Source organism: uncultured Stenotrophomonas sp. (assembly GCF_963519125.1).
Taxonomy (GTDB): domain Bacteria; phylum Pseudomonadota; class Gammaproteobacteria; order Xanthomonadales; family Xanthomonadaceae; genus Stenotrophomonas.
Genome location: NZ_CAUQLJ010000012.1, coordinates 43,421 through 68,848, shown reverse-complemented (window position 1 = coordinate 68,848; position 25,428 = coordinate 43,421). Strand labels below are relative to the sequence as shown.

The following is a 25,428-nucleotide window of genomic DNA, read 5'->3' as shown; positions in this document are numbered from 1 at the left end:
CCTCCCACATTCGCCAGTCCACAGGTAAAACGACCCATGAAAAGCGAAGCGAAGTGCCCGTTCAACCATGCCCTCGTCGGCGACGCCACCACCAACCGCGACTGGTGGCCCAACCAGCTGCGCGTTGACCTGCTCAACCAGCATTCCTCCCGTTCGCATCCGCTGGATGCGGACTTCGACTACGCCAAGGCCTTCGCCAAGCTCGACTACGCCGCGCTCAAGGCCGACCTGACCGCGCTGATGACCGATTCGCAGGACTGGTGGCCGGCCGACTTCGGCCATTACGGCGGCCTGTTCGTGCGCATGGCCTGGCACAGCGCCGGTACCTACCGCATCGGTGACGGGCGCGGCGGCGGCGGCCGTGGCCAGCAGCGCTTCGCCCCGCTCAACAGCTGGCCGGACAACGTCAGCCTGGACAAGGCGCGCCGCCTGCTGTGGCCGATCAAGCAGAAGTACGGCCAGGCCATTTCCTGGTCCGACCTGCTGATCCTCACCGGCAACGTCGCACTGGAATCGATGGGCTTCAAGACGCTCGGCTTTGCCGGCGGCCGCCCGGATACCTGGGAGCCGGACCAGGACGTGTACTGGGGTCGCGAAACCACCTGGCTGGGCGGCGACGTGCGCTACGCGCATGGCTCCGAAGGCGTGGTCGAAGACCACGGCGTGCTGGTTTCCGATGACGACGCTGACGGCGACATCCATTCGCGCAATCTGGAAAACCCGCTGGCCGCCGTGCAGATGGGCCTGATCTACGTGAATCCGGAAGGCCCGGACGGCAACCCCGACCCGATCAAGGCCGCCATCGACATCCGCGACACCTTCGGCCGCATGGCGATGGACGACGAGGAAACCGTCGCGCTGATCGCCGGCGGGCACAGCTTCGGCAAGACCCACGGCGCCGGCCCGGCCGATAACGTGGACGTGGAGCCGGAAGCAGCCGGGCTGGAACACCAGGGCCTGGGCTGGAGCAACAAATTCCGCAGCGGCAAGGGCGGCGACACCATCACCAGCGGTCTGGAAGTGACCTGGACGCGCACCCCGGCGCAGTGGAGCCACGACTTCTTCGAGATCCTGTTCGGCAACGAGTGGGAACTGACCAAGAGCCCGGCCGGTGCGCACCAGTGGGTGGCGAAGAATGCCGAGGCGGTGATTCCCGATGCGCATGACCCGTCGAAGAAGCACCGCCCGACCATGCTTACCACCGACCTGTCGCTGCGCCTGGATCCGGCGTACGAGAAGATCTCGCGCAACTTCCTGGAAAACCCGCAGGCGTTTGCCGACGCCTTCGCCCGCGCGTGGTTCAAGCTGACCCACCGCGACATGGGACCGCGTGCGCGCTACCTCGGCCCGGAAGTGCCGGCCGAAACCTTCATCTGGCAGGACCCGGTGCCGGAAGCGCCGAAGGCGCAGATCAGCGCCGCCGACGTGACCGCGTTGAAGCAGCAGATCGCGGCAGCGGGATTGAGCGTGGCCGAGCTGGTGTCCACCGCGTGGGCGTCGGCCTCCACCTTCCGTGGCTCGGACAAGCGCGGTGGTGCCAACGGTGCGCGTATCCGCCTTGCCCCGCAGAAGGACTGGGCGGTGAACCAGCCGAAGCAGCTGGCCAAGGTGCTGGCCGCGCTGGAGAAGATCCAGGGCGGCTTCAAGGGCGACGGTGGCGCGCAGGTGTCGCTGGCCGACCTGATCGTGCTGGCCGGTGCGGTGGGCGTCGAGCAGGCGGCCAAGGCCGGTGGCCACACGGTCAGCGTGCCGTTCACGCCGGGCCGCACCGATGCGAGCCAGGAGCAGACCGATGTGGAATCGTTCGCGGTGCTGGAACCGTACGCCGATGGCTTCCGCAACTACACCAAGGGGCATTACGCGGTGCCTGCCGAGGCGCTGTTGATCGATCGTGCGCAGCTGCTGACCCTGACCGGGCCGGAGCTGACCGCACTGGTGGGTGGCCTGCGCGTGCTGGGTGCGAACGTCGACGGCAACACCGACGGCGTGCTGACCGAACGCCCGGGTACCTTGAGCAATGACTTCTTCGTCAACCTGCTGGACATGGGTACCGAGTGGAAGGCCAGTGGCGATGGTTACGTCGGCAGCACGCGCAGCAGCGGCACGAAGCGCTGGACCGGCAGCCGTGCTGATCTTGTGTTCGGTTCCAACTCGGTGCTGCGCGCGGTGGCCGAGGTGTATGCCAGTGCGGATGGCGAGAAGAAGTTCGTGCAGGACTTCGTGGCCGCCTGGGCACGGGTGATGGAGCTGGACCGGTACGACCTGCACCGGTGAGGCACCGGGAGGGGCCCGCAGGGTGCGGGCCTCTCCGGAAGATTGCGGTGAGCCCGCGTTTGCGATGCCTACAACGCGTCCAGATCGCCCAGCGCACGGATCAATCGCCGTGCGCGCTTATCCGGCCGATGTTCCGGCGGCTGGTAGCCATTCCGCGCAGCTGCACGCTGGGCGCGCAGCTCGGCACGGCGTGCCAGCGACGCTTCGCTTTCCGCATACAACTGCTGCGCCACCGGCGCCGGACCGCGCAGGTCGCTCAGGCCGCGTACCTGCACTTCATAGACTTCATCGCCGCGGCTGATCTGCAGCTGCTCGCCTACGCGCACCGCACGCGAGGATTTCGGGCGTTGCCCGGCCACGTCGACCTTGCCGGTTTCCACCGCCTGCTTGGCCAGGCTGCGGGTCTTGAAGAAACGTGCCGCCCACAGCCACACATCCAGGCGGACACTCGGTTCGGGCACGAAAACGTCGGTCATCGGTGAATCGTTACTCCGGTCGTATGTTCAGGGGCGTGGGCTGGGACGGGTCGGCGCGGCAGCCGGTTCCACCGATCAGGGTGGGCACCCCGGCGCTGAGGTCACGGCGCTGGCTGCCAACGTTGCATTCGGGCCGGTCGGTGGGCCGGACCTGGGTATCCCGCATGCGGTCTGTACTGGAACATGCGGGCAGCGCCGCGGCTATCAAGAGCAGAAGGGACGCTGCCATGAATCGGTCAGGTTTTGCGAGGAGCCGGCCGGCGGCCGGCACTACCGGGCTCTTGTACATCGCGATGTCCCACTGACGGGCTTGGTGCTAGTGTGCCGCTGTCCGGACCTGATCTCCATAGCACATGGCCAAAGCGCCGCTTGACCTGACCACCGGCCCGATAGGGCGCAACCTGTTCCTGTTCGCCCTGCCTATCCTGGCCGGCAACATCGCCCAGTCGCTGAACGGCTCGGTGAATGCGGTCTGGGTGGGCCGCTTCCTCGGCGAGGCGGCGCTGACCGCGACCGCGAACGCCAACAACATCATGTTCTTCCTGATCGGCTCGGTGTTCGGCATCGGCATGGCCGCCACCATCCTGATCGGCCAGGCAATGGGCGCACGCGACATCGGCCAGGCGCGTCGGGTGATGGGCACCAGTGCGACGTTCTTCATTGGCCTGTCGGTGGTGATCGCCATCGCGGGCTGGTGGCTGTCGCACCCGTTGCTGGCAGCGATGGGCACGCCGGCAGCGTCGCTGCCGCTGGCCGAGGCGTACCTGCGCATCATCTTCCTGGCCATGCCCACGCTGTATGCCTTCGCCTTCCTCAGTTCGGCACTGCGTGGCGTGGGCGATTCGCGCACGCCGTTCCGCTTCCTGCTGCTGTCGGTGGTGCTGGACATCGGCTTCAACCCGCTGCTGATCTTCGGCATCGGCCCGTTCCCGCAGCTCGGGATTGCCGGTGCGGCGTGGGCGACGCTGATCGCGCAGACGCTGTCGCTGATTGGCCTGCTCTGGTACATGCGCAACAAGCGCCACGTGCTGTGGCTGGGGCGCAAGGACATCGCCCTGTTCAAGATCGATACCGAAATCCTGCGCGCGCTGGTGGTCAAGGGCGTGCCGATGGGACTGCAGATGGTGCTGATCTCGCTGTCGATGATCATGATGATGACCATGGTCAACAGCTACGGCACCGATACTGCGGCGGCGTATGGCGCTTCGCTGCAGCTGTGGACCTACGTGCAGATGCCGGCGATGGCGATCGGCGCGGCGTGCTCGTCGATGGCGGCGCAGAACGTGGGCGCGGGCAACTGGTCGCGCGTGCGTGGTACCGCGCGCAGCGGGGTGATGTACAACTTCCTGCTGACCGGCGTGCTGATCCTGCCGCTGATCCTGCTCGACCGTTACACGTTGGCGCTGTTCCTGCCCAGCGGCAGCGAGGCGCTGGACGTGGCGCGCCATCTCAACCACATCGCGGTGTGGTCGTTCCTGTTCTTCGGCGTGAACTTCGTGATTTCCGGCGTGGTGCGCTCCACCGGTGCGGTGATTCCGCCCCTGCTGATCCTGGCCGCGTCGCTGTGGGGCATCCGCGTGCCGTTTGCCGAGCTGCTGCAGGACCGCTGGGGTGCCGATGCGGTGTGGTGGAGTTTCCCGATCAGTTCGTTCTGCGCGATGCTGATGTCGCTGGCGTATTACCGCTGGGGCGGATGGCGCAAGGCGACGATGTTGCCGACGCATCGGGAGGAGATGGCCGCGCCGGCGGAGATTCCGGCAGCGCCGCCGTCGCCTGTTGCGGATCCGGATCCGCGGTAGAAACGAAAACGGCCACCTTGCGGTGGCCGTTTCGTTGACGCGACAACCAAGGTTGTCGGTCGGAATTACTGGGCCTTGGCGGCAAGGCGGGCAGCCTTGGCCTGCGCAGCGGCAGCCAGATCTTCCTTGATGCGGGCAGCCTTGCCTTCCAGCGCGCGCAGGTAGTACAGCTTGCCCGAGCGGACCTTACCGCGACGCTTCACTTCGACCGAGTCGATGATGGCGCTGTGGGTCTGGAAGACGCGCTCGACGCCGTAGCCGTGCGAGATCTTGCGGACGGTGAACGCGGAGTTCAGGCCGGCATTCTTGGTGCCGATGACAACGCCTTCGTACGCCTGGACGCGCTCGCGGTTGCCTTCCTTCACCTTCACGTTGACGACGACGGTGTCACCCTGGCTGAACTTCGGCAGCTCGCGCGTGATCTGGGCGGATTCGAAATCCGAAAGGATGGTCTTGTTCAGCTTGCTCATGGGTGCACCGATAGTGTGTTCGGGTGGTCGTGTCGTTTCGACAACGTGGGCTCATGCAGTCACCGGACTGTGCTGCACGTTTTTTGTTGGGTTTCCGGCATCGGGCCGGTTGAGGCCTGATGGGAATCCGCGATTCTAGCGTATTTGGGAGCCCCGCGCTACGGGGACCCGTGCTCGGCCTTGGCCTGTTCCAGCAGCTTGCGGTCGGCCTTGGACAGGGTGGACTCGTCCAGCAGGTCCGGGCGGCGCAGCCAGGTCCGCAGCAGCGACTGCTGGCGGCGCCAGCTGGCGATGGCGGCATGGTTGCCCGAGCGCAGCACGTCCGGGACATTGCCCCATTCATGTTGTGCCGGCTGGCTGAAATGCGGGCAGTCCAGCAGCCCCTGCGGGCCTTCGAAACTGTCCTGGGCGGCCGATTCGGCGTCGTTCAGGGCGCCTTCCTGCAGCCGGGTCACCGCGTCCACGATCACCGCCGCGCCCAGCTCGCCGCCGGACAGTACGTAATCGCCGATCGAGATTTCCTCGGTCACTTCAGCCGCCAGGAACCGCTCGTCCACGCCTTCATAGCGACCGCACAGCAGGATCATGCGCGGCAACGCGGCCAGTTCGCGGACCTTGGCCTGGGTGAGCGGCTTGCCCTGCGGGCTCAGGTAGATCACCGGGGCCGGCGCCGGGTCGGCCGCCTTGGCCGCAGCCAGACAGGCGCGAAGCGGTTCGATCAGCATCACCATGCCCGGGCCACCGCCGAACGGACGGTCGTCCACCCGGCGATAGTTGCCCTCGGCGTAGTCACGCGGATTCCAGCCATGCAGGTCGAGCAGGCCGCGCTCGGCCGCACGGCCGACCACGCCCAGCGCGGCCGACTGCGCCATGAATTCCGGGAACAGAGTGATGACGTCGATGCGCATCGATCAGAACTCCGGGTCCCAATCGACGACGACCAGGTTGGCCTCGAAATCCACCGACACCACGAAGTCCGGCTGCACGAACGGAATCATCCGCTCACGGTCTCCCTGCACCACCAGCACGTCGTTGGAGCCGGTCGAGAACAGGTGCGAGACCCGGCCCAGTTCGACGCCTTCAACGGTACGCACCTGCAAGCCCTCGAGGTCGACCCAGTAATACTCGTCGGCCTTCGGAGGCGGCAGCGCGCTGCGTGCCACATAAACTTCGGTTCCGTACATCGACTCGACCACGTCGCGGTCGGTGACATCGGGAAACACCGCCACAAGATGCTTGCCGGACTGACGTCCACGCGCGCCCTTGAGGGTGCTCTCCTGGCCGGCGGGTGTACGCAGGATCCAGGGCTGATAGTTGAAGATGGCGGTACGCGGCTCGGTCCAGGACTCGAGCTTTATCTCGCCTCGCACACCAAAAGCGCCGACAATCCTGCCCAGCAGGATGCGGCGCTCGGTATCTTTCATCTGCGTATGCCGACGGGCCGCGCCAGGCGCGGCCCTTCAGGATCAGGCCGCGACGGCCTGGGCCTTGGTCGCTTCCTTGTACAGGTTGCGGACCTTGTCGGTCATCTGGGCGCCGTTGGCGACCCATGCGTCGACCTTCGCCAGGTCCAGCACGATGCGCGACTCTGCACCCTGGGCAACCGGGTTGTAGTAGCCAACGCGCTCGATGTTGCGGCCGTCGCGCGCGCTGCGCGAGTCGGTCACGATGATGTGGTAGAACGGACGCTTCTTGGCGCCGCCGCGGGTCAGTCGAATCTTGACCATGGTGGTAATTCCTCTATTGCCCAGTCGCCAGGATGGCGCGGTAAGCCGGCGATTATAGCGGCGGGGGCGGGGCATTCCAAGCCCGGGGAGGATGGCGAACCTGAATGGGGGTCGTGCGGGACACGCGTGGCGTGTCTCTACAGGGCTACCCACGCTTCAGCGTCAAGGATTTCCGCCGCCCGCTGCGACAGCGCCGCTGATTCGGGGAACTGATACCCGTCGATGCTCGCGATCGGCCATACGCCGGTCGCGTTGAGGCCTATCGCCGCATCGAATCCGCCCAGGTCGGCCAACCCCACCGGTGCCAGTTGCGGTTCCCCGCCCCACCCCGCCTGCAGCAGCCGTTCGTGGGTGCCCCGCAGCGCCGGCGCCTGCGGCCACACCAGCTCGCCCCCGCGCGCAAACGCCGCGTTCCAGGTGCTGCCCTCGCTGATCCGACCCTGCGCGTCGACGAACACGGCGTCATCGAAACCGTTTTGCATCGCCTGCCGACGGTGCTGGAACAGCGCGAAGGTCCCCACGTGTTTCAGGTGCGGCAGCTCCCGCTGGAACACCACGCTGCGCACGCGCTTCGGCGTACCCGGCATGGAAGCGGGCGCGGCCACCGACACCAGCACATCCACCGGTACCACCTTCAACGGCTGGCGGAAATCGAACGCACGCGAGAACACGGTGACCCGCACCGAGGCATCGGATACACCTTCTGCCTGCAATGCCGCCGCGATCCACGCCTGCACCTGGGTGCCATCCAGCGCGGTACCGAACAGTTCTTCGGTCCCTTGCCTCAGCCGGCGTAGATGCAGGTCCAGCCCCTGCACTGCAGCTCCGCGCACCTGCAACGAGGTGAAGTGGCCGTAGTTGACCAGCGCCGCAGCAAGGTCATCGGCCGTGGCACGTTGCCCGTTGCAGTACACACTCATCCGAGCAGCCCGCGCGCGTCGGCCCACATCGCCTGCAGCACCTCGGCGGCCGGACGTTCCGGCGCCAACCATGCCGACTGCCCTGCCCACGCCTGCATCGCATCGATGCGGTGCTCACGATTGGCCTGCGCGCGCATCGGCGCGGTCAACCCGCGCTGCACAGGATACGGACGCGGCGGTGGCGCGGCGGGATCGGCCGCTGCGCGCACGTAGGCGGTGGCCAGGCCACGCCCGAGCCGACCACTGAAGGCGCGCGTCGGCCAGGTGTCTTCCGGTTCGGCCGCGGCCAACGCCTGCGACCAGGCAGGGTCGATCGCGCATTCGGGAGTGCGCAGGAACGCCGTACCCACCTGGACTGCGCTGGCCCCCAGCATCAAGGCCGACGCCACCCCGCGCCCATCGGCGATGCCACCGGCGGCGATCACCGGCACCTGCAGACGGTCGGCCAGGCGCGGCACCAGTGCGAACAGCCCGACGAGCTGGCGCTCGGCCGCTGCCGGATCGAATGCGCCACGATGGCCACCGGCCTCGAAGCCTTGCGCGACCACCGCATCGGCACCGGCCGCTTCCGCGGCCAGCGCTTCGGCCAGGGTGGTGGCGCAGGCGAACCAGGCAATGTCGGCGTCCTTCAGGCGCTGTACCTGGGCATCGCAAAACACCCCCATGATGGTCGACGCCACCGCCGGGCGCGCCGCGATCAGCGCGTCGAACTGCGCATCGAAATCGGCGGGGCCGGCGTCGGCGGCCTCGGCCGGCACCGCCGGCCCCCACTGCGCGAGAAACGCGCGGCTGGCCGCTTCGGCAGCGGCATCACGCAGCGGCGCGTCGTCGGGAATCCACACATTGACCTGGGCCGGGCCGCTGGATTGCGCACGGAAGGCATCCATCCAGGCCACGATGTCCTGCGGCTGCGAGAGCACCGCGCCCATCGCGCCCATGCTGCCGTGATTGGCGAGCGTGGCCGAAAGCGCGACTGGGCAGGCGCCCGCCATCGGGGCCAGCAGGATCGGGGCCTGCAATGAAAAACGCCGACAGAAACTGTCGGCGCGTTCGAGGATTCGCGGGTTGCTCACGCTCGGCGCACCTGTGGGGTCACGGCCCCACAGCATACGCCCGATGACAATCAGCGGAACGGCAAACCGCCGCGGCCGCCCATGGCACCCATCATGCCCTTCATGCTGCGCATCATGCCCTTCATGCCGCCGCCGGCCATCTTGCTCATCATCTTTTCCATCTGCTGATACTGCTTCATCAGCTTGTTGACGTCGGCCGGGGTCAGGCCGGAACCGCGTGCGATGCGGGCGCGACGCGAGCCGTTGAGCAGGCCCGGGTTGCGGCGTTCCTTCTTGGTCATCGAATTGATGATGGCGATCATGCGCGGCACTTCCTTGCCCTGGCTGACCTGCTGCTTGAGGTGCTCCGGGATCTGGCCCAGGCCCGGCAGCTTGTCCATCAGGCCGCCGATGCCGCCCATGTTCTGCATCTGCTCCAGCTGGTCACGCATGTCGTTCAGGTCGAACTTCTTGCCCTTGGCGACCTTCTCGGCCAGCTTGGCGGCCTTGTCCTTGTCGACCTGCTGCTCGACCTGCTCGACCAGCGACAGCACGTCGCCCATGTCGAGGATGCGGCTGGCAATGCGGTCCGGGTGGAACACGTCCAGGCCTTCCGGCTTTTCGCTGACACCGACGAACTTGATCGGCTTGCCGGTGATGTAGCGCACGCTCAGCGCGGCACCGCCGCGGGCGTCGCCGTCGGTCTTGGTCAGCACCACGCCGGTCAGCGGCAGGGCGTCGCCGAAGGCCTTGGCGGTGTTGGCCGCGTCCTGGCCGGTCATGGCGTCGACCACGAACAGGGTCTCGGCCGGGTTCACCGCCGCGTGCAGGGCCTTGATCTCGGCCATCATCGCTTCGTCGATGGCCAGGCGGCCGGCGGTATCGACCAGCAGCACGTCGACGAACGACTTGCGTGCATCGTCGATGGCGGCGCGCACGATGGCTTCCGGCTTCTGGTCGGCGCTGGACGGGAAAAACAGCACGCCCACCTGCTCGGCCAGGGTCTTCAGCTGCTCAATCGCGGCCGGACGGTAGACGTCGGCCGAGACCACCATCACCTTCTTCTTGCGTTTTTCCTTCAGGTGCTTGGCCAGCTTGCCCACCGTGGTGGTCTTGCCGGCGCCCTGCAGGCCCGCCATCAGGATGATGGCCGGGGCCGGAACATTCAGGTTCAGGTCGCTGGCTTCAGCACCCATCACCGCGGTCAGCTCGTCGCGCACGACCTTGATCAGCGCCTGGCCCGGGGTCAGCGACTTCAGCACTTCCTGGCCGACCGCACGCACCTTGATGCGCTCGATCAGGGCCTGCACCACCGGCAATGCGACGTCAGCTTCAAGCAGCGCGATGCGGACCTCGCGGGTCGCCTCGCGGATGTTCTCCTCGGTCAGGCGACCGCGGCCACGCAGGCGCTCGATGGTGCCGGAAAGGCGCTGGGTCAGGGACTCGAACATGCGACGCAACCTGTCTGAAAGCGGGGGACAATAAGGCAGAGAGTATAACGGGTCCGGCTGTCTCCCCGGGCTGCGACCACGGGGCCGTCGCCACCGCCGCAGGGGTATGCGAAACTGCAACGATGACAATCGTTCTCATCGCGGTCCTGCTCTACCTGGCAGCCAGTGCCCTGCTGGTGCGCGCGCTTGGCCGCGATGAAAGCACCGGCTCCCCCACCTGGCTGTGGCCCGCCCTGCCGGCGATGCTGCTGCATGGCGGCTACCACGTGATGGTGGCGATGCGTACCAACGGTGGGCCGGACATGCACTTCTTCGCCGCGCTGTCGCTGGTCGGCCTGGGCATGGCCTGGCTGACCTCGCTGGTCGGCGCGCGCGGGCGGATGTCGGCACTGGGCGTGGTGGTGTTCCCGCTGGCCGCGGTACTGCTGCTGGCCTACCACGGCTACGGCCACGAACCGAGCAAGGTGCTGGGCTGGCGCCTGGCCAGCCACGCCTGGCTGGCGCTGCTGGCCTACGCCACGCTGAGCATCGCCGCGCTGCTGGCGATCATGCTGTGGCTGCAGGAGCGCGCACTGCGCCGCCGCGAGTTCCGCCCGTGGCTGCGGGCGCTGCCGCCGCTGGCCGACCTGGAATCGCTGTTGTTCCGGGTCATCACCGTCGGCTTCGCGCTGCTGACCCTGACCCTGGTCACAGGTGTGCTGTTCGTCGACGACCTGCTGGCACAGAAGCTGGTGCACAAGACCGTGCTGAGCGTGCTGTCGTGGATCGTGTTCGGCGTGCTGCTGATCGGCCGCCGCCGTTACGGGTGGCGCGGCGCCAAAGCCGTGCACTGGACGCTGACGGCGATGGCGCTGCTGTTGCTGGCGTTCTTTGGCAGCCAGTTTGCGATCGAGCTGGTGTTCGGGCACTCCCGATAGCCGGTTGCGCCCATCGGGCCTACAGGCCGTAACGCTCAATGACGTCCAGGTGCGGCTGTTCGTCCTGGTCGCACGACTCCGCCAAGCGCAGCCAGCACATGCGGTGAGGCCAGCCTGCGGTGGCTTCGAGCAGGAAAGAGTGCAGCGCAAGCGGTTGTTCCCCGCGCTGCTGGGCGACGGTGAACAGGACGCCCGGCAGCGTCACGTCGTCGGTATTCGTGTCGACCACCTCGTAATCGTCCCGGTTATGGGTCCACAGCTTCCAGCCCTGGCCCGCGACGGCCTCGGAGAATGCGTCCCACGCCTCTTGGCCGGGGTGCACGCCATCCACCAGCCAGCTGGTGGCGTGGTTCCCCTCCTCCAGCAGGTGGACTTCAGGATAGGTCGGCATGAAATGCCTGCGCTCGTCCTCATCTTCCGGCGCCGGGTACACCAGTGCTGCGTCGAATACGACCCAATCGTCGACGCGCTGGCGGCGGTTGGACGGCGCGTTTTCCACAATCCGCGCCGTGACCGGGCCGGTGCGCCGTGCGTAATATTCGATCGGGTCGTCCGCGTCCATGGAGCGGATGATCACGGTACCCCAGGCCTCCTCGACCGCGCCTTCGGTGCTCTCCAGCGCCAGGCCAATGGCAGCGGCCGACGCGCGTACGGCGTCCCAATCGCGGGCAGCACTGGCGGCTGTCATGTGGTCCCAGTAAGTACTGCGCGGCGCATCCATCGCCTCTGTCAGAAGGCGGTATTGGGCAGCGGCGTCCTGGAAACGCCCCATCGACATCAACACCCCGGCCAGCAGGTTGCGCGCCTCCTGCGAGTCGGGCGACAGCGCAAGCAGCGCCGAGCAGGCCTGCTCCACTGCCGGCCAGTCAGACAGCTTGTGCGCCATCTGTGCATGACACCACAGCGCGAATACCGGCACCTGCGGCTGGTAGTGCCGCACCAGCCGGTCGAGCCCGACCTGGTCGCCCCTCTCCACCAGCATTCGCAGCAGGGAATGTGCCGGGGCGACGTCCTCGTGGGGATGGCGGTCGACAAACGCCCAGAGCAGTGCGAGTGCTTCCTCCCCGGCACCACAGGCAGCGAGCGCCGAGGCCGCCATGTCCAGCAGCGCAGCATCCTCCGGCCGTTCATGGATGGCCTGCAGAAGCCATTGTACCTCGCGTTCCGGGTCCCGGTTGCTTTCGTCCTGCCCTGCCAACCACTCCAGAAGCAGCTCGGCGGGCACCGGCGTGGGGGCTGCGGCCGGGGCGGCGTCGATGTCCGCCGCCATGGCTGCCACCGCCTGCGCAGCACCTCGATCCTGTCGCAACCGGGTCACGTGCTCACGGGCCAGCGCCAGATGGCGTCGTGCACTCCACAGCGCGCCACGCTGCAGCGCCATCTCCACGCAAAGACCGGCTGTTTCGACCACCATGCGGTGCGCGCCGACCTGCGCGAAATGCGCCAGGGTCACGCTGAGCCGGCGCCCCAGGTCCCAGCTGTTGCGCTCGGGTGCGTTGCGGACCAGCAGCGCCACCGTGTGCACCCACATGCGACGGTAGTTGGGCGACAGCTGCGCCCAGGGCACCATCGCCTGCATTGCTTCGTCGTCGCGGCCCAGCTGCGCCAGCGCCCACGCGCGCGACTGTCGGCGTGGCACGCTGCAGTTCGCCGGTTCGTCGTAGTCGCCTGCGTCCACCTCGCCCTGGCGCTGGTCGATCAACGCCAGCGCTTCGGCGGCGCGACCACTTCCGAGCAGGATCTTGACGCGCATCTCGGGAAAGCTGTCGTCGACCGTGCCGCCATGCGCAAGCACCGCGCTGGCCTGCATATCCAGGTAGTCCAGGGCCGCCTGGCTGTTGCCATCGTCCATCATCGCATCCGCCCGCTCGCAGCTGAGGCACTGGTAACAGGCCCAGCCCGGGTCGATCCGCGCCAGTGTTTCATCGCACACTTCGATGCGTTCAGACACCCACCCCGGACCGTCGATGTTGCCGTAACAGGCCGCCAGGTCCTGGGTGACGCACACCGACTGGGGGCACTCCACGGTATCGTCGCGATGGGCGCGCTCGAACAACGCAACGGTATCGCCCAGCGCCGCCTCACCCTCGAGGCGGTTGCCTACCCGGTTGCGCAGTTCCCAATGGCCAACGAACACCTCCACCCACGGATTGGCCAGCGACTTACCCAGCGCGCGCGCTTCCGGCAGCAGTGCCTCCACGCGGTCAATGCGCAGCTCGCAGACCTCATCGGATAACCGCGCCAGCAACTGCGCGCCCTGTGCCTGTCCTGCCTCGTCGAGGTCGTGCTGCAGCTTCCAAACCCAGTTCCAGATATCCACGCGATGCCGTCCTGTGTTGCGTATCGTTGCAATGAAAGTTTCAGCGTGCCTGCAGCATCTGCTGCAATGCTTCGGCAATGCCACCAAACGCGCGGTTGAGGTCGCCACTGGCAACGCCACCTTCCTGCGCACGCCCCTGCGCACTGATGATGACCTTCAGTGAGCGCAGCAGGCGCGCGGCAGCGGCAGCCTGCGGGTTGCCGACGCGCAGTGCGGCCAGCAGCGCCTGCACAGCGGGATTGTCCAGGTTGAGGTAGAGGCGCGTGGGTGACCGCGCGTCGATCTGGGCGGTGAACTGTCGCGCCAGGCGCAGCGCGGCGGTCGACACGCGCCTGTTGTTCTCGTCGTCTTCCAGGCGACGCTTCAGCTCGGCGTCGCGGTCCGGCACCACCACCACCGGCAGCTCGACCGGGCTGAAGTGTGCGGGCAGCAATTGCTCGCCGTCGCCCAGATGGGTCTGCAGCCAGTCCAGTTCCGCCTCGGGCAGGGTGTCGGTACGGAACAGTGCGCGGTTGCCCTGCTCGGTCCCCAGCTCCACCAGGCGCACGCCCTTGGCCTGGGCCCAGCGCCGCAGGAACGGCACCACCGCATAGCGGTTGCCATGCGCCACCGGCACGCCCATCGCACGGAACAGCATTTCCTCGAAGCCGCCGCCACTGTCGAGGATCACGTGGACCGCGCCTCCCGACGGCAGTTCACCGGCCCTGATGTCGCCGTGCGAACTGGGAACGCGCACGTGCTCGAGCAGCAGCGAGAACAGGCGATCGTCGCAGAGCGATGCGCCCAGCAGTGCTTCATTGTGCCGCACCAGTATCCGTCGCCATGCCTCGGGCTGCTGTCGGGCGATGCCGGCCAGGCCGTCGATCAGCGCCTCGGACAAGGTGTGCTGGACCGCGTGATAGGTGTCATCGCGCTGCAGGTCCTCGCGGCTGGCGGTTGGCGTCAGCCGGCCGGACTCGATCACCCCGCCGATGAAGCCGGCCCACGGCGGCAACAGGTCGCGCGCGTCGTCGTCGAGCAGCATGCCGCGCACGAACACCGAAAGGTTGCGGTTGTCGCTGGTGCCGTAGGTCGCGCCATCCTGTACCCACAGCAGCCCGACCGCGTCGCTCTGTCCCTCGGCGCCCACCGGCATGCAGGCAATGGGTTCGAAGCTGCGCTCGAACTGCGCGGCGAATTCCAACGCGCGGCGCTGCGCCTGCAGCGGGTGCAACGCTACTCCGGCCCGCGGCCGCCACGGCGGCGGCTCGGGATTTACCGCACGCGGATCATGGCCGATGTGGATGGGCTCGCCCAACAGCGCGCAGTAGCGCCCCAGGATGTCGCGCAGCCTGGACTCCTGCGCCAGGTGCGCGTAGCTCGCGTGCAGCTCCAGCACCACCTCGGTGCCGACCGCGCGCGCCGGCATCGGCGATACCGTGTACTGCTCCGCATTGCTTGAAACGTAGCAATGGCCCAGCGTGGGTTGCTGGTAAGAGGTGCTGCGCACGATGACCCGGCGCGCCAGCACGAAGGCGGAGAGAAACCCCAGCCCGAACATGCCGATCAATCCTTCGTCGTCCGCACCCGCCTGGCGCAGGCCGCGCGTGTAGCCCACGCCAACGGTGGCGAGGTAATCGTGGATCTCCTGCTGGGTCAGGCCGGCACCGGTATCGATGATGCGCACGATCCCGTTGGCCGCATCCCCATGCACTTCGATCCGGCCCGCGTCCTGCCAGTCGACCTGCTCCAAGCGCCGCCGCCGCAGCGAATCGTGCGCGTTCTGCACCAGTTCGCGCAGCGCCACCACCGGAGTCGAGTACAGGTGTTTCCCAAGGACCGTCATCAATCCGTTGAGGTCGACACCGGCGCGGCGGATCTCGCTGGGGCCGGTTACATCCAGGGGCGCGTCTTGCATGCAGTCGTTTTCATCGGGTCCAGTAGCGGAAAACTAGCACAGCAAGGCGACGGATTCAGATCGCGTCAATGGCTTCCGACAGCCGCTCCACCGCAATGACCTCCATGCCTTTCACGCTGCCGGTCTTCGGCGCATTGGCCTTCGGCACGATGGCGCGCTTGAAGCCGTGGGTAGCGGCTTCGCGCAGGCGGTCTTCGCCGTTGGGCACCGGGCGGATCTCGCCGGACAGGCCGACTTCGCCGAAGGCAATCGTCTTCTCGGCCAGCGGGCGGTCCTGCAGCGAGGACAGCACCGCCAGCAGCACCGGCAGGTCGACGGCGGTTTCCTGCACGCGGATGCCGCCCACCACGTTCACGAACACGTCCTGGTCGCCGACCAGGACCCCGCCGTGGCGATGCAGTACCGCCAGCAGCATCGCCAGCCGGTTCTGCTCCAGGCCCACCGCCACGCGGCGCGGGTTGGACAGCGGCGAGGCGTCCACCAGTGCCTGCACCTCCACCAGCAGCGGCCGGGTGCCTTCGCGGGTGACCATCACGCAGCTGCCCGGCTGACGGGTGCTGCCGCCGGACAGGAAGATCGCCGAGGGATTGGACACTTCCTTCAGGCCCTTCTCGCCCATCGCGAACACGCCCAGCTCGTTGACCGCACCGAAGCGGTTCTTGAACGCGCGCAGCAGGCGGAAGCGACTGCCGCTCTCGCCTTCGAAGTACAGCACGGCATCGACCATGTGCTCGAGCACGCGCGGGCCGGCAATGCCGCCTTCCTTGGTGACGTGGCCGACCAGGAACACGGCGGTGCCGGTTTCCTTGGCAAAGCGCACCAGCCGCGCAGCACTCTCGCGCACCTGGCTCACCGAGCCCGGCGCGGCGGTGAGCGACTCGGTCCACAGGGTCTGCACCGAGTCGGCCACGATCAACTTCGGCTTGGCCGCGCTGGCGTGCTGCAGGATCGCCTCGACCTGGGTCTCGGCCAGCGCGTTGACGTTGTCCAGCGGCAGGTCCAGCCGCACGGCGCGACCGGCCACCTGCGACAGCGACTCCTCGCCAGTGATGTACAGCACCGGCAACCCGGCGGCCATCTTCGCCACCGCCTGCAGCAGCAGGGTCGACTTGCCGATGCCCGGGTCGCCGCCGACCAGCACCACCGCACCTTCGACCAGGCCGCCACCGAGCACGCGGTCGAACTCGCCGACGCCGGTGCTCACGCGCAGGTGTTCGGTCTGCTGCACGTCCTTGAGCGCCATGATCTTCGGCGCGTCGACCTTGCCGGCCCAGCCCGAGCGGCGCGCGGCCGGCGACTTGGCGGCGGTCGCGCTTTCCAGCGTGATCTCGCTCAGCACGTTCCAGGCACCGCACTCGGTGCACTGCCCCTGCCACTTGCTGTATTCCGCGCCGCATTCGGTGCACACGTAGGCGGTAAGCCGCTTGGCCATGTCAATTCCAATTCATTCTCTGTGCGGCAGGATAGCCGAGCCGCGTCGCAGCAACCGAGACGTGCGCCCAACCGCCGGCTGAATGCCCCCGCTCAACCTTGTGCCGCCCCGGCCGATACCGTGGCGGGTGTCCCCGCCTTCCCTTCCCCATGTCCTCCCAGGCTTCTCCATGACCGGCACCTACAGCCAGAGTCTCGTCGTTTTCTCGCTGCTGGTTGCCATCCTCGCCTCCTACACGGCGCTGGACATGGCCGGCCGGCTGGCCAGCACCGAAGGCCGCGTGGCGCGCTGGTGGCTGGCCGGTGGCGGCGCCGCCATGGGCCTGGGCATCTGGTCCATGCACTTCGTTGGCATGTTGGCCTTCCACCTGCCCATCCCGATCGGCTACGACCTGGCCATCACCCTGTACTCGCTGGCCGCCTCGATCGGCGCCTCGACCTACGCGCTGTGGCTGGTTTCGCACGCCGCGCTGCCGTGGCCGCGGCTGATCGCCGGCGCGGTGCTGATGGGGCTGGGCATCGCCTGCATGCACTACCTGGGCATGGCCGCCATGCGCATGAACCCGGGCATCGATTACGACCCGTGGTGGTTCGGCGCTTCGCTGCTGATCGCCATCGTAGCGGCCGGCGCGGCGCTGTGGATCGCGTTCCGCCTGCGCACCGAACAACGCCGTCCGCTGCTGCTGCGCGGGCTCGCCTCGCTGGTCATGGGCGTGGCCATCGTCGGCATGCACTACACCGGCATGGCCGCCGCCAACTTCTCCGAAGGCAGCATCTGCGGCGCCGTCTATGCCGACGGCCTGGACACCAAATGGCTGGCGGTACTGGTCATCGTCACCACCCTGGGCACGCTGGGCATCGCGCTGATCGCCTCACTGTTCGACCGCCAGATGCGCACCCGCACCGGCATGCTGGCCGAGTCGCTGGCCCAGGCCAACGAGAAGCTGTTGCAGGCCGCCCTGCACGACCCGCTGACCCAGCTGCCCAACCGCATGCTGCTGCAGGACCGGATCGAGCAGACCATCGAGAAGGCCAAGCGTCGCGACTTCAGCTTCGCGGTGATGTTCTGCGACCTGGACGGGTTCAAGGCGGTCAATGACGCCTACGGCCACCAGACCGGCGACAAGTTGCTGATCCAGGTCAGCGAGCGGGTGAAGGGGCTGCTGCGCGGCCATGACACCTTCGCCAGGCTGGGCGGCGACGAGTTTGTCATCGTGATCCAGCTGGACGTGCCGGAAGATGCGGCCGAAATTGCCGAGCGCATCATCGCCACGGTGGGCGAGCCGTTCGAGATCGACGGCGTGGAGCTGCAGGTCACCGCCAGCCTGGGCATCGCGATGTACCCGACCGACGCCACCACCGAACGCGAGCTGATGGCACACGCCGACGCGGCGATGTACCACACCAAGGATTCAGGCCGGAATGGCCATACGTTCTTCACCGAGTCCATGCACGTCAGTGCCAACCGCCAGCTCAAGCTGCTGCAGGAGCTGCGCCGCGCGATGCAGCGCGATGAAATGGTGCTGCACTACCAGCCCAAGTTCCGCGCCGACGGCGGCGGCGTGATCGGCGCCGAAGCGCTGGTGCGCTGGCAGCACCCGGGCCTGGGTTTGCTGGGGCCGGACACCTTCATTCCCATCGCCGAACGCAGCGGCCTGATCCTGCCGCTGGGCGACTGGGTGCTGGACCAGGCCTGCGCGCAGCTGCGGCAGTGGCACGACGCCGGGCATCCGGAGTGGTCGATGGCGGTGAACCTGTCACCGCTGCAGTTCTCCTCGACCACGCTGCTGGAAACGGTGAAGAACACGCTGGAGAAGCACGCGCTGGCGCCGCACTTCCTGACCCTGGAAGTGACCGAGACCACTGCGATGCAGGACGTGGAAGCGAGCCTGCAGATCCTGCATGGCCTGACCGAGATGGGAGTAAAGATCTCCATCGACGATTTCGGTACCGGCTATTCCAGCCTGCTGTACCTCAAGCGCATGCCGGCCACCGAGCTGAAGATCGACCGCGCGTTCGTGCGCGAACTGGAAGAGAACGCCGAAGATGCGGCAATTGTTTCCTCCATCGTCGCACTGGGCCGCTCGCTGCAGCTGCAGATCGTGGCCGAGGGTGTGGAGACGGCCGGGCAGCGCGCGTATCTCAATGAGCTGGGTTGCGACCTGCTGCAGGGGTACCACCTGGGCAGGCCGGTAGACGCCGACGAGTTCCTGCGCAACGCGGCGTGATGCGCGTGACGGAATCGGCGCCCGTGAGATCGCCGGGGTAAGCCCCGCGGTAGGGTCGGTTCCCAAACGACCGCCGATAACGCATCAACGTTCGGTAACGCATGACCTGTGACGGAAACGCGCCTTCGTTTGGGGATCATGCGTTAAAGAACGTTGCACCGTTATCGGCGGTCGTTTGGGAACCGACCCTACCGCTACACCTCATCTGGTCGTAGGACAAACAAAAAGGCCGCCCTTCCGGGCGGCCTTTCTGCATGCGCGACATCCGGAGACGTCAGTGCATCATGTGCACGTTCATGTTGTGCATGACCCACAGCGTGCCGGCGACGATGATGCCGATCACCACCACGGTGAAGGCCGCCGCACTGACGTTCCAGCGCTGTTCCGACGAGCGGTTCAGATGCAGGAAGAAGATCAGGTGCACGAAGATCTGCAGGATCGCAGCCACGATGATGATCACACCGGTGGTGAACACCGGCAGGCCGCCCTTCATCACTGCCCAGAACGGGATGATGGTGAGCACCGCAGCCAACAGGAAACCGACCAGGTAGGACTTGACGGTGCCGTGGCTCTCGCCGCCAGCGCCGTGACCATGGTCGTGTGCGTGATTGTCATGTGCCATTACAGCGCTCCCTTCAGGTAGACGACGGAGAACACGCCGATCCAGATCAGGTCCAGGAAGTGCCAGAACAGGCTCAGGCACGCCATGCGGGTCTTGTTGGTCGGGGTCAGGCCGTACTTCTTCAGCTGCACGAACATCACCAGCAGCCACAGCAGGCCAGCGCTGACGTGCAGGCCGTGGGTACCGACCAGTGCGAAGAACGCCGACAGGAAGGCACTGCGGTCCGGACCGTAGCCCTGGTGGATCAGATGCTGGAACTCCCACACTTCCATGCACATGAAGCCGAAGCCCAGCAGCCAGGTGATGCCCAGCCACAGGTACATCTGGCCCATCTGCTTGCGGTGCATGGCAATCATGCCCAGGCCGAAGGTCAGCGAGGAGGTCAGCAGCAGCGCGGTTTCCCATGCAACGAACGGCAGTTCGAACAGGTCCTTCGCGGTCGGGCCACCATCGGTACCGCCCGCCAGCACCACGTAGGTGGCGAACAGCGAGGCGAAGATGAGGCAGTCGCTCATCAGGTACACCCAGAAACCGAAGACGGTGTTGCCGCCGGTGTCGTGGTGCTCGTGGTCGTCATGGCCATGGGCCGCCGCGTGCGCGGCGTGCCCGTGGCTCAGGGTCGAGGTATTGGTGCTCATGCCTTCAGCTCCGACTTCACCAGGCCCTGGGCTTCCAGGTGCTTGCGGTGTTCGTTCTCGATGCGTTCCACCTCGGCGGCCGGGACCCAGTAGTCCACGTCCTGGTCGAAGGTGCGGTAGATGAACGTGGCGATCATGCCGACGAAGCCGACGATGGCCAGCCACCAGATGTGCCAGATCATCGCGAAGCCGAACACCAGGCTGAAGGCACCGATGACAACGCCCGTGCCGGTGTTGCGCGGCATGTGGATGTCGGTGTACTTGGCCGGCTTCGGCCAGGCTTCACCACGCTGCTTGCGCTCCCAGAAATCGTCCAGCTCGGTGACTTCCGGCAGGGTGCCGAAGTTGTAGAAGGCCGGCGGCGAAGAGGTTTCCCACTCCAGCGTACGGGCATCCCACGGGTCGCCGGTCAGGTCGACGGTCTTCTTGCGGTCGCGGATCGACACGGCCACCTGGATGATCTGGCACAGGATGCCGGCACCGACGATGAACGCACCTGCGGCGGCGATCAGCAGCAGCGGCTCGTAAGCCGGGTTGACCGTGCTCTGCAGGCGGCGGGTCATGCCCATGAAGCCCAGCACGTACATCGGCATGAAGGTCACGTAGAAGCCGATGAACCAGCACCAGAACGCGCACTTGCCCCAGAACTCGTTCAGGCGGAAGCCGAACATCTTCGGCCACCAGTAGGTGATGCCGGCGAACATGCCGAACACCACGCCGCCGATGATGACGTTGTGGAAGTGGGCGATCAGGAACAGGCTGTTGTGCAGCACGAAGTCGATGGCCGGAATCGCCAGCATCACGCCGGTCATGCCGCCGATGACGAAGGTGACCATGAAGCCGATGGTCCACAGCACCGGGGTGGTGAAGTGCACGCGGCCGCGGAACATGGTGAACAGCCAGTTGAAGATCTTCACGCCGGTCGGGATCGAAATGATCATCGTCGTGATGCCGAAGAAGGCATTGACGTTGGCACCCGAGCCCATGGTGAAGAAGTGGTGCAGCCACACGATGAACGACAGCACGCCGATGCAGGCGGTGGCGTAGACCATGCCCTTGTAGCCGAACAGCGCCTTGCGCGAGAAGGTCGCGATGACTTCGGAGAACACACCGAACGCCGGCAGGACCAGGATGTACACCTCCGGGTGACCCCAGATCCAGATCAGGTTGATGTACAGCATGGCGTTGCCGCCACCGTCATTGGTGAAGAAGTGCGTACCCAAGTAACGGTCCAGGGTCAGCAGCACCAGGGTGATGGTCAGCACCGGGAAGGCGGCGACGATCAGCACGTTGGTCACCAGGGCGGTCCAGGTGAACACCGGCATCTGCATCAGCTTCATGCTGGGGGTACGCATCTTCAGGATGGTGATGAAGAAGTTGATACCGCTCAGCGTGGTACCCAGGCCTGCGACCTGTAGACCCCAGATGTAGTAGTCCATGCCGACGCTTGGACTGTATTCGATGCCCGACAACGGCGGGAACGCCAGCCAGCCGGTGGCGGCGAACTCACCGATCCACAGCGACAGCATGATCAGTACCGCACCGGACACGAACAGCCAGAAGCTGAGCGAGTTGACGAACGGGAACGCGACGTCGCGCGCACCGATCTGCAGCGGCACGGCCAGGTTCATCAGGCCGGTGATCAGCGGCATCGCCACGAAGAAGATCATGATCACGCCGTGGGCGGTGAAGATCTGGTCGTAGTGGTGCGGCGGCAGGTAACCCTCGGACCCGCCGACGGCGAGCGCCTGCTGGGTACGCATCATGATGGCGTCGGAGAAACCGCGCAGCAGCATGACGAAGGCGACGATGAGGTACATCACGCCGATCTTCTTGTGGTCGACCGAGGTGAACCACTCCTTCCAGAGGTAGCCCCACAGCTTGAACTTGGTGATGACTGCCAGCAGGAGCAGACCACCGATGCCCGCGCCTACCAGCGTGGTCATGATGATCGGGTCGTGCGGGATGTCCGCGAATGTCAGTTTGCCCAACAGATTCATGCTTATTCTCCCGAGCCTGCGTGACCGGCGTGACCGGCGGCGGCGTGCTCGTCTGCAGTGTGTTCGGCATGGTCGGCCGCAGCGGCACCTGCCGGAGCGGCAGCGGCGTCGTGGCCTTCATGGTCACCGGCCGGCATTTCATGGCCTTCGTGGCTTTCGCCAGCAGCACCATGCGACATGCCCGTGTGGTTCATGCCGTAGTGCTGGTTGTTGCCCATGTGCTTGGCGATGACCCAGTCGAACAGGCCCGCTTCGCTGCTGCCGAAATAGGTGACCGGATGCCAGTCGTGGTTGCGGTCGGCCACCAGGGCGGCGAACGCGTCCTTGTTCAGCGTGCTGGACTCGGCGCGAACCTTGGCCAGCCACTGCTGGTACTGCTCGTTGGTCACCGAATGCGCCGTGAAGTGCATCTTGCTGAAGCCCGCGCCGCTGTAGTGCGAGGACATGCCCGGGAACTCACCGATCTCGTTGGCGATCAGATGGAGCTTGGTCTCCATGCCGGTCATCGAGTAGATCATCGTGCCCAGCTGCGGGATGAAGAACGCATTCATCACCGAATCGGACGTGATCTTGAAGTTCAACGGGGTATCGACCGGGAAGGTGATCTCGTTGACCGTCGCGATGTTCTCTTCCGGATAGATGAACAACCACTTCCAGTCCAGCGAAATGGCTTCGATCACTACCGGCTTGGTCTCCGACTCGAGCGGTCGGTACGGGTCGAGCGAGTGCGAAGAGCGCCAGGTCAGCACGGCCAGCACCAGCACGATCATGCAGGGGATCGACCACACCACCACTTCGATGGCGGTGGAATGCGACCACTTCGGCTCGTAACGGGCCTTGGTGTTCGAGGCACGGTACTTCCAGGCGAAGGCGAGGGTCATGATGATGACCGGCACGACCACCAGCAGCATGAGCACGGTAGCCGTGATCAGCAGCGTCTTCTGGTCATGGCCGATCTGGCCCTTCGGGTCGAGAATGGCCGAGCTGCAGCCCGTCAGGAACACGGACAACGCAAACAGCAGGCCCGGGCGCAACCAGCGCCCAAGGGGTTTCAACGGAATCATCGGTCGATCCAATTGCGTAGGGAATGCCATCTCAAGCGCGCCCCGCCAGCCAAAGCCGGGTGTACCGGTCCCAAGGGGGCGGCACGGAGGACGTACATGTCAGCCCCCTGATTTTATGCCGTTATGCACCATTTAAGAAGTCCATTGACAATGATCTGGCGCAGGATCAGCCCGGAAATGGCTGCGACACGTTGTCGCATGGCGCGGGCAGTTGCCGAATTCGGCAAAGTCGCGGTCACATGTATAGACATGAATCCGGCATCGCGCAAACGGCGGCCCGGATTGGGGCCGGGATCTGCCCGGCTGCTGCGGGTAGAGCGGGGCTCTGCCCCGCTGCGGTAGAGCCGGGTCCTGCCCGGCTGGAACGGCCGACGCACCCACGACCACGCGTGCGCCTTTCGCGACACCGCTCTGGCCAACCCGCGCTCCGGCTATCGCCGCAGCCGCCACCCCCAATTGTGCCCACGATCACACCCCAAAGCACCATTTCACGCGCTGCACGGGCCAGTCACGTCAATCAGTAGGCACAGCCTATCGAAATCGAAAATTCAACAGAAACAATCACTTTGCCTCATCTGGCAGATCTGCCCAAGGTCGCCCCCGGAGCTCAAAACTCCGCAAGTCGAAACTAGTGGTGTCCCATGTCGGGAGGGCGGCTAATACAAGACCCTTCACGGGGAATATGCCCGCCGTATGACTTGCACGGTTTTGACCTCCCGACGCCCTCGCCCTGACCGGCGAGGGCCATTCCCTTGATGGAGGCAAACAAATGACCCTCGCTCCGGACCAGTCGCCCCTAGAATCGCCCACCCCGCCGCTGCCGCTCTTGCCCCGCTACCGGCCCCGCTACGCCCACAACATCCGCGCGGTCCTGCAGATCGACGAGCACTGCCGCGACGAGTTCGGCCCCCTCCCCCTGATCACCCTGAGCGGCGCTTGGATGCGGACCTTCGGCTTCGCGGTCGGCGCGCAGGTGCGGATAGAAGCCTTCCAGGGCAGGATTGTCATCACACCGCTCTGGAACGGCGAGCCCCTTGGGCTCGTGAACGGCGAGCCCGAAAAGCCCGTCGTCCGTTACACCGGCGTGGAAGACCGGGAGGCCAAGGCTGCCTAGGCAGCCGCCACCCTGTTCCTGCACTCCACCCCGTTGGCGAAGTCGGCCAGATTTCCCAAGGTGATGCTGCAGATTTCCTGCAATGCCTCGACCGTGAAGAACCCCTGGTGACCGGTCACCAGCACGTTCGGGAAGGTCATCAGGCGCTGGAACAGGTCATCGTCAATGATCTCCCCCGAGAGGTCCTGGAAGAACAGCGCGCTTTCCTGTTCGTACACGTCGATGGCCAGGTGCCCGAGGTGGCGTGACTTCAGCGCGCGCACCACCGCATCGGTATTCACCAGCCCACCGCGCGAGGTGTTCACCAGCATCGCGCCGGGCTTCATCCGCCCCAACGACTCCTCATTGATGAGGTGGTGGGTGTCCGGCGTGAGCGGGCAATGCAGCGACACGATGTCTGAACGTGTCAGCAGCTCGTCCAGCGCCACCGCTTCACCAATCTCCGCAAACGCGGCCGACGGGTACGGATCGAACCCCAGCACCGTGCAGCCCATGCCTTTCATGATGCGCGCAGTGGCCAGGCCGATCTTGCCGGTGCCCACAATGCCAACGGTCCTGCCATGCAGCGTGCGGCCCAGCAACCCGTCCAGCATGAAGTTACCCTCGCGCACCCGGTTGTAGGCCCGATGGGTCTGCCGGTTGAGCGTCATGATCAGCGCCAGCGCATGCTCCGCCACCGCCTCGGGGGAATACGCCGGTACCCGCGCCACGAACAGGCCCAGCTGCTCCGCCGCCGCAATGTCGACGTTATTGAAGCCCGCGCAACGCAGGAGTACCGCACGTACACCCAGCGAATGCAGGGCCTTAAGCACCGGTGCATCCAAGCGATCATTGACGAACACGCATACCGCCTGGCACCCCTGCGCCAGCGTTGCGGTCGCCAGATCGAGGCCTACATCGAAATAGGCGAACGTGAAGACATCGACCGTACCGCCCTGCTGGTTGGCGGCCTCCAGAAAGTGCCGGTCGTAGGGACGGGCGCTGAAAACGGCAGTTTTCATGTCAAGACCTGACGGGAGCATGCCCCG

22 protein-coding genes are annotated in these 25,428 nt (G+C 66.1%); 5 read left to right on the top strand and 17 right to left on the bottom strand.

Going from position 1 to position 25,428, the window contains the following annotated elements; all coding sequences use genetic code 11:
• Window positions 1-36 precede the first annotated feature (36 nt).
• The gene (katG, locus tag RYM47_RS12030) at window positions 37-2,274 is read left to right on the top strand and encodes a catalase/peroxidase HPI (protein WP_315388166.1); all 2,238 of its coding nucleotides are present in this window, start codon (window positions 37-39) and stop codon (window positions 2,272-2,274) included.
• A gap of 68 nt (window positions 2,275-2,342) precedes the next feature.
• On the opposite strand, the gene RYM47_RS12025 is transcribed toward katG, so the two are convergent.
• Both RYM47_RS12025 and RYM47_RS12020 read right to left on the bottom strand, forming a co-directional pair.
• Window positions 2,343-2,750, bottom strand: coding sequence for a S4 domain-containing protein (locus RYM47_RS12025; protein ID WP_315388164.1), 408 nt, complete (start codon window positions 2,748-2,750; stop codon window positions 2,343-2,345).
• 10 nt (window positions 2,751-2,760) lie between these two features.
• Window positions 2,761-2,979, bottom strand: coding sequence for a hypothetical protein (locus RYM47_RS12020; RefSeq protein ID WP_315388284.1), 219 nt, complete (start codon window positions 2,977-2,979; stop codon window positions 2,761-2,763).
• A gap of 124 nt (window positions 2,980-3,103) precedes the next feature.
• On the opposite strand from RYM47_RS12020, the gene RYM47_RS12015 reads away from it, so the two are divergent.
• Window positions 3,104-4,549, top strand: a complete 1,446-nt coding sequence (locus RYM47_RS12015; protein WP_315388162.1) for an MATE family efflux transporter — start codon at window positions 3,104-3,106, stop codon at window positions 4,547-4,549.
• A 65-nt stretch (window positions 4,550-4,614) separates the two neighbouring features.
• Here the strand turns inward: RYM47_RS12015 and rplS are convergent, their stop codons facing one another.
• The 7 genes from rplS to ffh all read right to left on the bottom strand — a co-directional run bounded on the left by rplS (window position 4,615) and on the right by ffh (window position 10,169).
• Window positions 4,615-5,019 carry a 50S ribosomal protein L19 gene (gene rplS / locus RYM47_RS12010; protein ID WP_315388160.1) on the bottom strand — a complete coding sequence of 135 codons (405 nt, stop codon included), beginning with the start codon at window positions 5,017-5,019 and terminating at the stop codon, window positions 4,615-4,617.
• Between the two features lie 158 nt (window positions 5,020-5,177).
• The gene (gene trmD, locus RYM47_RS12005) at window positions 5,178-5,927 is read right to left on the bottom strand and encodes a tRNA (guanosine(37)-N1)-methyltransferase TrmD (protein ID WP_315388158.1); all 750 of its coding nucleotides are present in this window, start codon (window positions 5,925-5,927) and stop codon (window positions 5,178-5,180) included.
• 3 nt (window positions 5,928-5,930) lie between these two features.
• On the bottom strand, window positions 5,931-6,443 hold the full coding sequence (gene rimM / locus RYM47_RS12000; protein WP_315388156.1) for a ribosome maturation factor RimM: 513 nt from the start codon (window positions 6,441-6,443) through the stop codon (window positions 5,931-5,933).
• A gap of 42 nt (window positions 6,444-6,485) precedes the next feature.
• Window positions 6,486-6,746, bottom strand: coding sequence for a 30S ribosomal protein S16 (gene rpsP, locus RYM47_RS11995; protein ID WP_315388154.1), 261 nt, complete (start codon window positions 6,744-6,746; stop codon window positions 6,486-6,488).
• A 137-nt stretch (window positions 6,747-6,883) separates the two neighbouring features.
• On the bottom strand, window positions 6,884-7,666 hold the full coding sequence (locus RYM47_RS11990) for an aminotransferase class IV (RefSeq protein WP_315388152.1): 783 nt from the start codon (window positions 7,664-7,666) through the stop codon (window positions 6,884-6,886).
• Window positions 7,663-8,739, bottom strand: a complete 1,077-nt coding sequence (locus RYM47_RS11985) for a nitronate monooxygenase (RefSeq protein WP_315388150.1) — start codon at window positions 8,737-8,739, stop codon at window positions 7,663-7,665. Before RYM47_RS11985 ends, RYM47_RS11990 begins: the two co-directional genes overlap by 4 nt.
• 50 nt (window positions 8,740-8,789) lie before the next feature.
• Window positions 8,790-10,169: a signal recognition particle protein gene (gene ffh, locus RYM47_RS11980; RefSeq protein ID WP_315388148.1), complete on the bottom strand. Its 1,380-nt coding sequence runs from the start codon at window positions 10,167-10,169 to the stop codon at window positions 8,790-8,792.
• A 122-nt stretch (window positions 10,170-10,291) separates the two neighbouring features.
• Between ffh and ccsA the strand changes: the two genes are divergently transcribed.
• Window positions 10,292-11,086, top strand: a complete 795-nt coding sequence (ccsA, locus tag RYM47_RS11975) for a cytochrome c biogenesis protein CcsA (RefSeq protein WP_315388146.1) — start codon at window positions 10,292-10,294, stop codon at window positions 11,084-11,086.
• Window positions 11,087-11,105: 19 nt separating this feature from the next.
• Here ccsA and RYM47_RS11970 read toward each other — a convergent pair whose 3' ends face one another.
• The 3 genes from RYM47_RS11970 to radA are packed head-to-tail and all read right to left on the bottom strand — an operon-like array spanning window position 11,106 to window position 16,735.
• Entirely contained in the window at window positions 11,106-13,406 is a 2,301-nt protein-coding gene (locus tag RYM47_RS11970) for a hypothetical protein (protein ID WP_315388144.1), read from the bottom strand.
• A gap of 40 nt (window positions 13,407-13,446) precedes the next feature.
• Window positions 13,447-15,303: an ATP-binding protein gene (locus tag RYM47_RS11965; protein ID WP_315388142.1), complete on the bottom strand. Its 1,857-nt coding sequence runs from the start codon at window positions 15,301-15,303 to the stop codon at window positions 13,447-13,449.
• A gap of 55 nt (window positions 15,304-15,358) precedes the next feature.
• On the bottom strand, window positions 15,359-16,735 hold the full coding sequence (gene radA / locus RYM47_RS11960) for a DNA repair protein RadA (RefSeq protein ID WP_315388141.1): 1,377 nt from the start codon (window positions 16,733-16,735) through the stop codon (window positions 15,359-15,361).
• Between the two features lie 169 nt (window positions 16,736-16,904).
• Here radA and RYM47_RS11955 point away from each other — a divergent pair, with 169 nt between their 5' ends.
• Entirely contained in the window at window positions 16,905-18,962 is a 2,058-nt protein-coding gene (locus tag RYM47_RS11955; RefSeq protein ID WP_315388139.1) for an EAL domain-containing protein, read from the top strand.
• 274 nt (window positions 18,963-19,236) lie between these two features.
• Here RYM47_RS11955 and cyoD read toward each other — a convergent pair whose 3' ends face one another.
• Genes cyoD through cyoA form a run of 4 tightly spaced genes read right to left on the bottom strand, consistent with a single transcriptional unit; the run spans window position 19,237 to window position 23,286 of the window.
• Window positions 19,237-19,584 (bottom strand): cytochrome o ubiquinol oxidase subunit IV, encoded by a 348-nt coding sequence (gene cyoD, locus RYM47_RS11950; RefSeq protein WP_315388137.1) that lies wholly within the window; start codon window positions 19,582-19,584, stop codon window positions 19,237-19,239.
• Entirely contained in the window at window positions 19,584-20,222 is a 639-nt protein-coding gene (cyoC, locus tag RYM47_RS11945; RefSeq protein ID WP_315388135.1) for a cytochrome o ubiquinol oxidase subunit III, read from the bottom strand. The genes cyoD and cyoC overlap by 1 nt, the downstream gene beginning before the upstream one ends.
• Window positions 20,219-22,216 (bottom strand): cytochrome o ubiquinol oxidase subunit I, encoded by a 1,998-nt coding sequence (gene cyoB / locus RYM47_RS11940; protein WP_315388283.1) that lies wholly within the window; start codon window positions 22,214-22,216, stop codon window positions 20,219-20,221. The genes cyoC and cyoB overlap by 4 nt, the downstream gene beginning before the upstream one ends.
• A gap of 8 nt (window positions 22,217-22,224) precedes the next feature.
• Window positions 22,225-23,286 (bottom strand): ubiquinol oxidase subunit II, encoded by a 1,062-nt coding sequence (gene cyoA / locus RYM47_RS11935; RefSeq protein WP_315388134.1) that lies wholly within the window; start codon window positions 23,284-23,286, stop codon window positions 22,225-22,227.
• Between the two features lie 769 nt (window positions 23,287-24,055).
• On the opposite strand from cyoA, the gene RYM47_RS11930 reads away from it, so the two are divergent.
• On the top strand, window positions 24,056-24,400 hold the full coding sequence (locus RYM47_RS11930; RefSeq protein ID WP_315388133.1) for a SymE family type I addiction module toxin: 345 nt from the start codon (window positions 24,056-24,058) through the stop codon (window positions 24,398-24,400).
• Here the strand turns inward: RYM47_RS11930 and RYM47_RS11925 are convergent.
• Window positions 24,397-25,401, bottom strand: coding sequence for a 2-hydroxyacid dehydrogenase (locus tag RYM47_RS11925; protein ID WP_315388132.1), 1,005 nt, complete (start codon window positions 25,399-25,401; stop codon window positions 24,397-24,399). The two genes, RYM47_RS11930 and RYM47_RS11925, sit on opposite strands and share 4 nt — an antisense overlap.
• Window positions 25,402-25,428 lie beyond the last annotated feature (27 nt).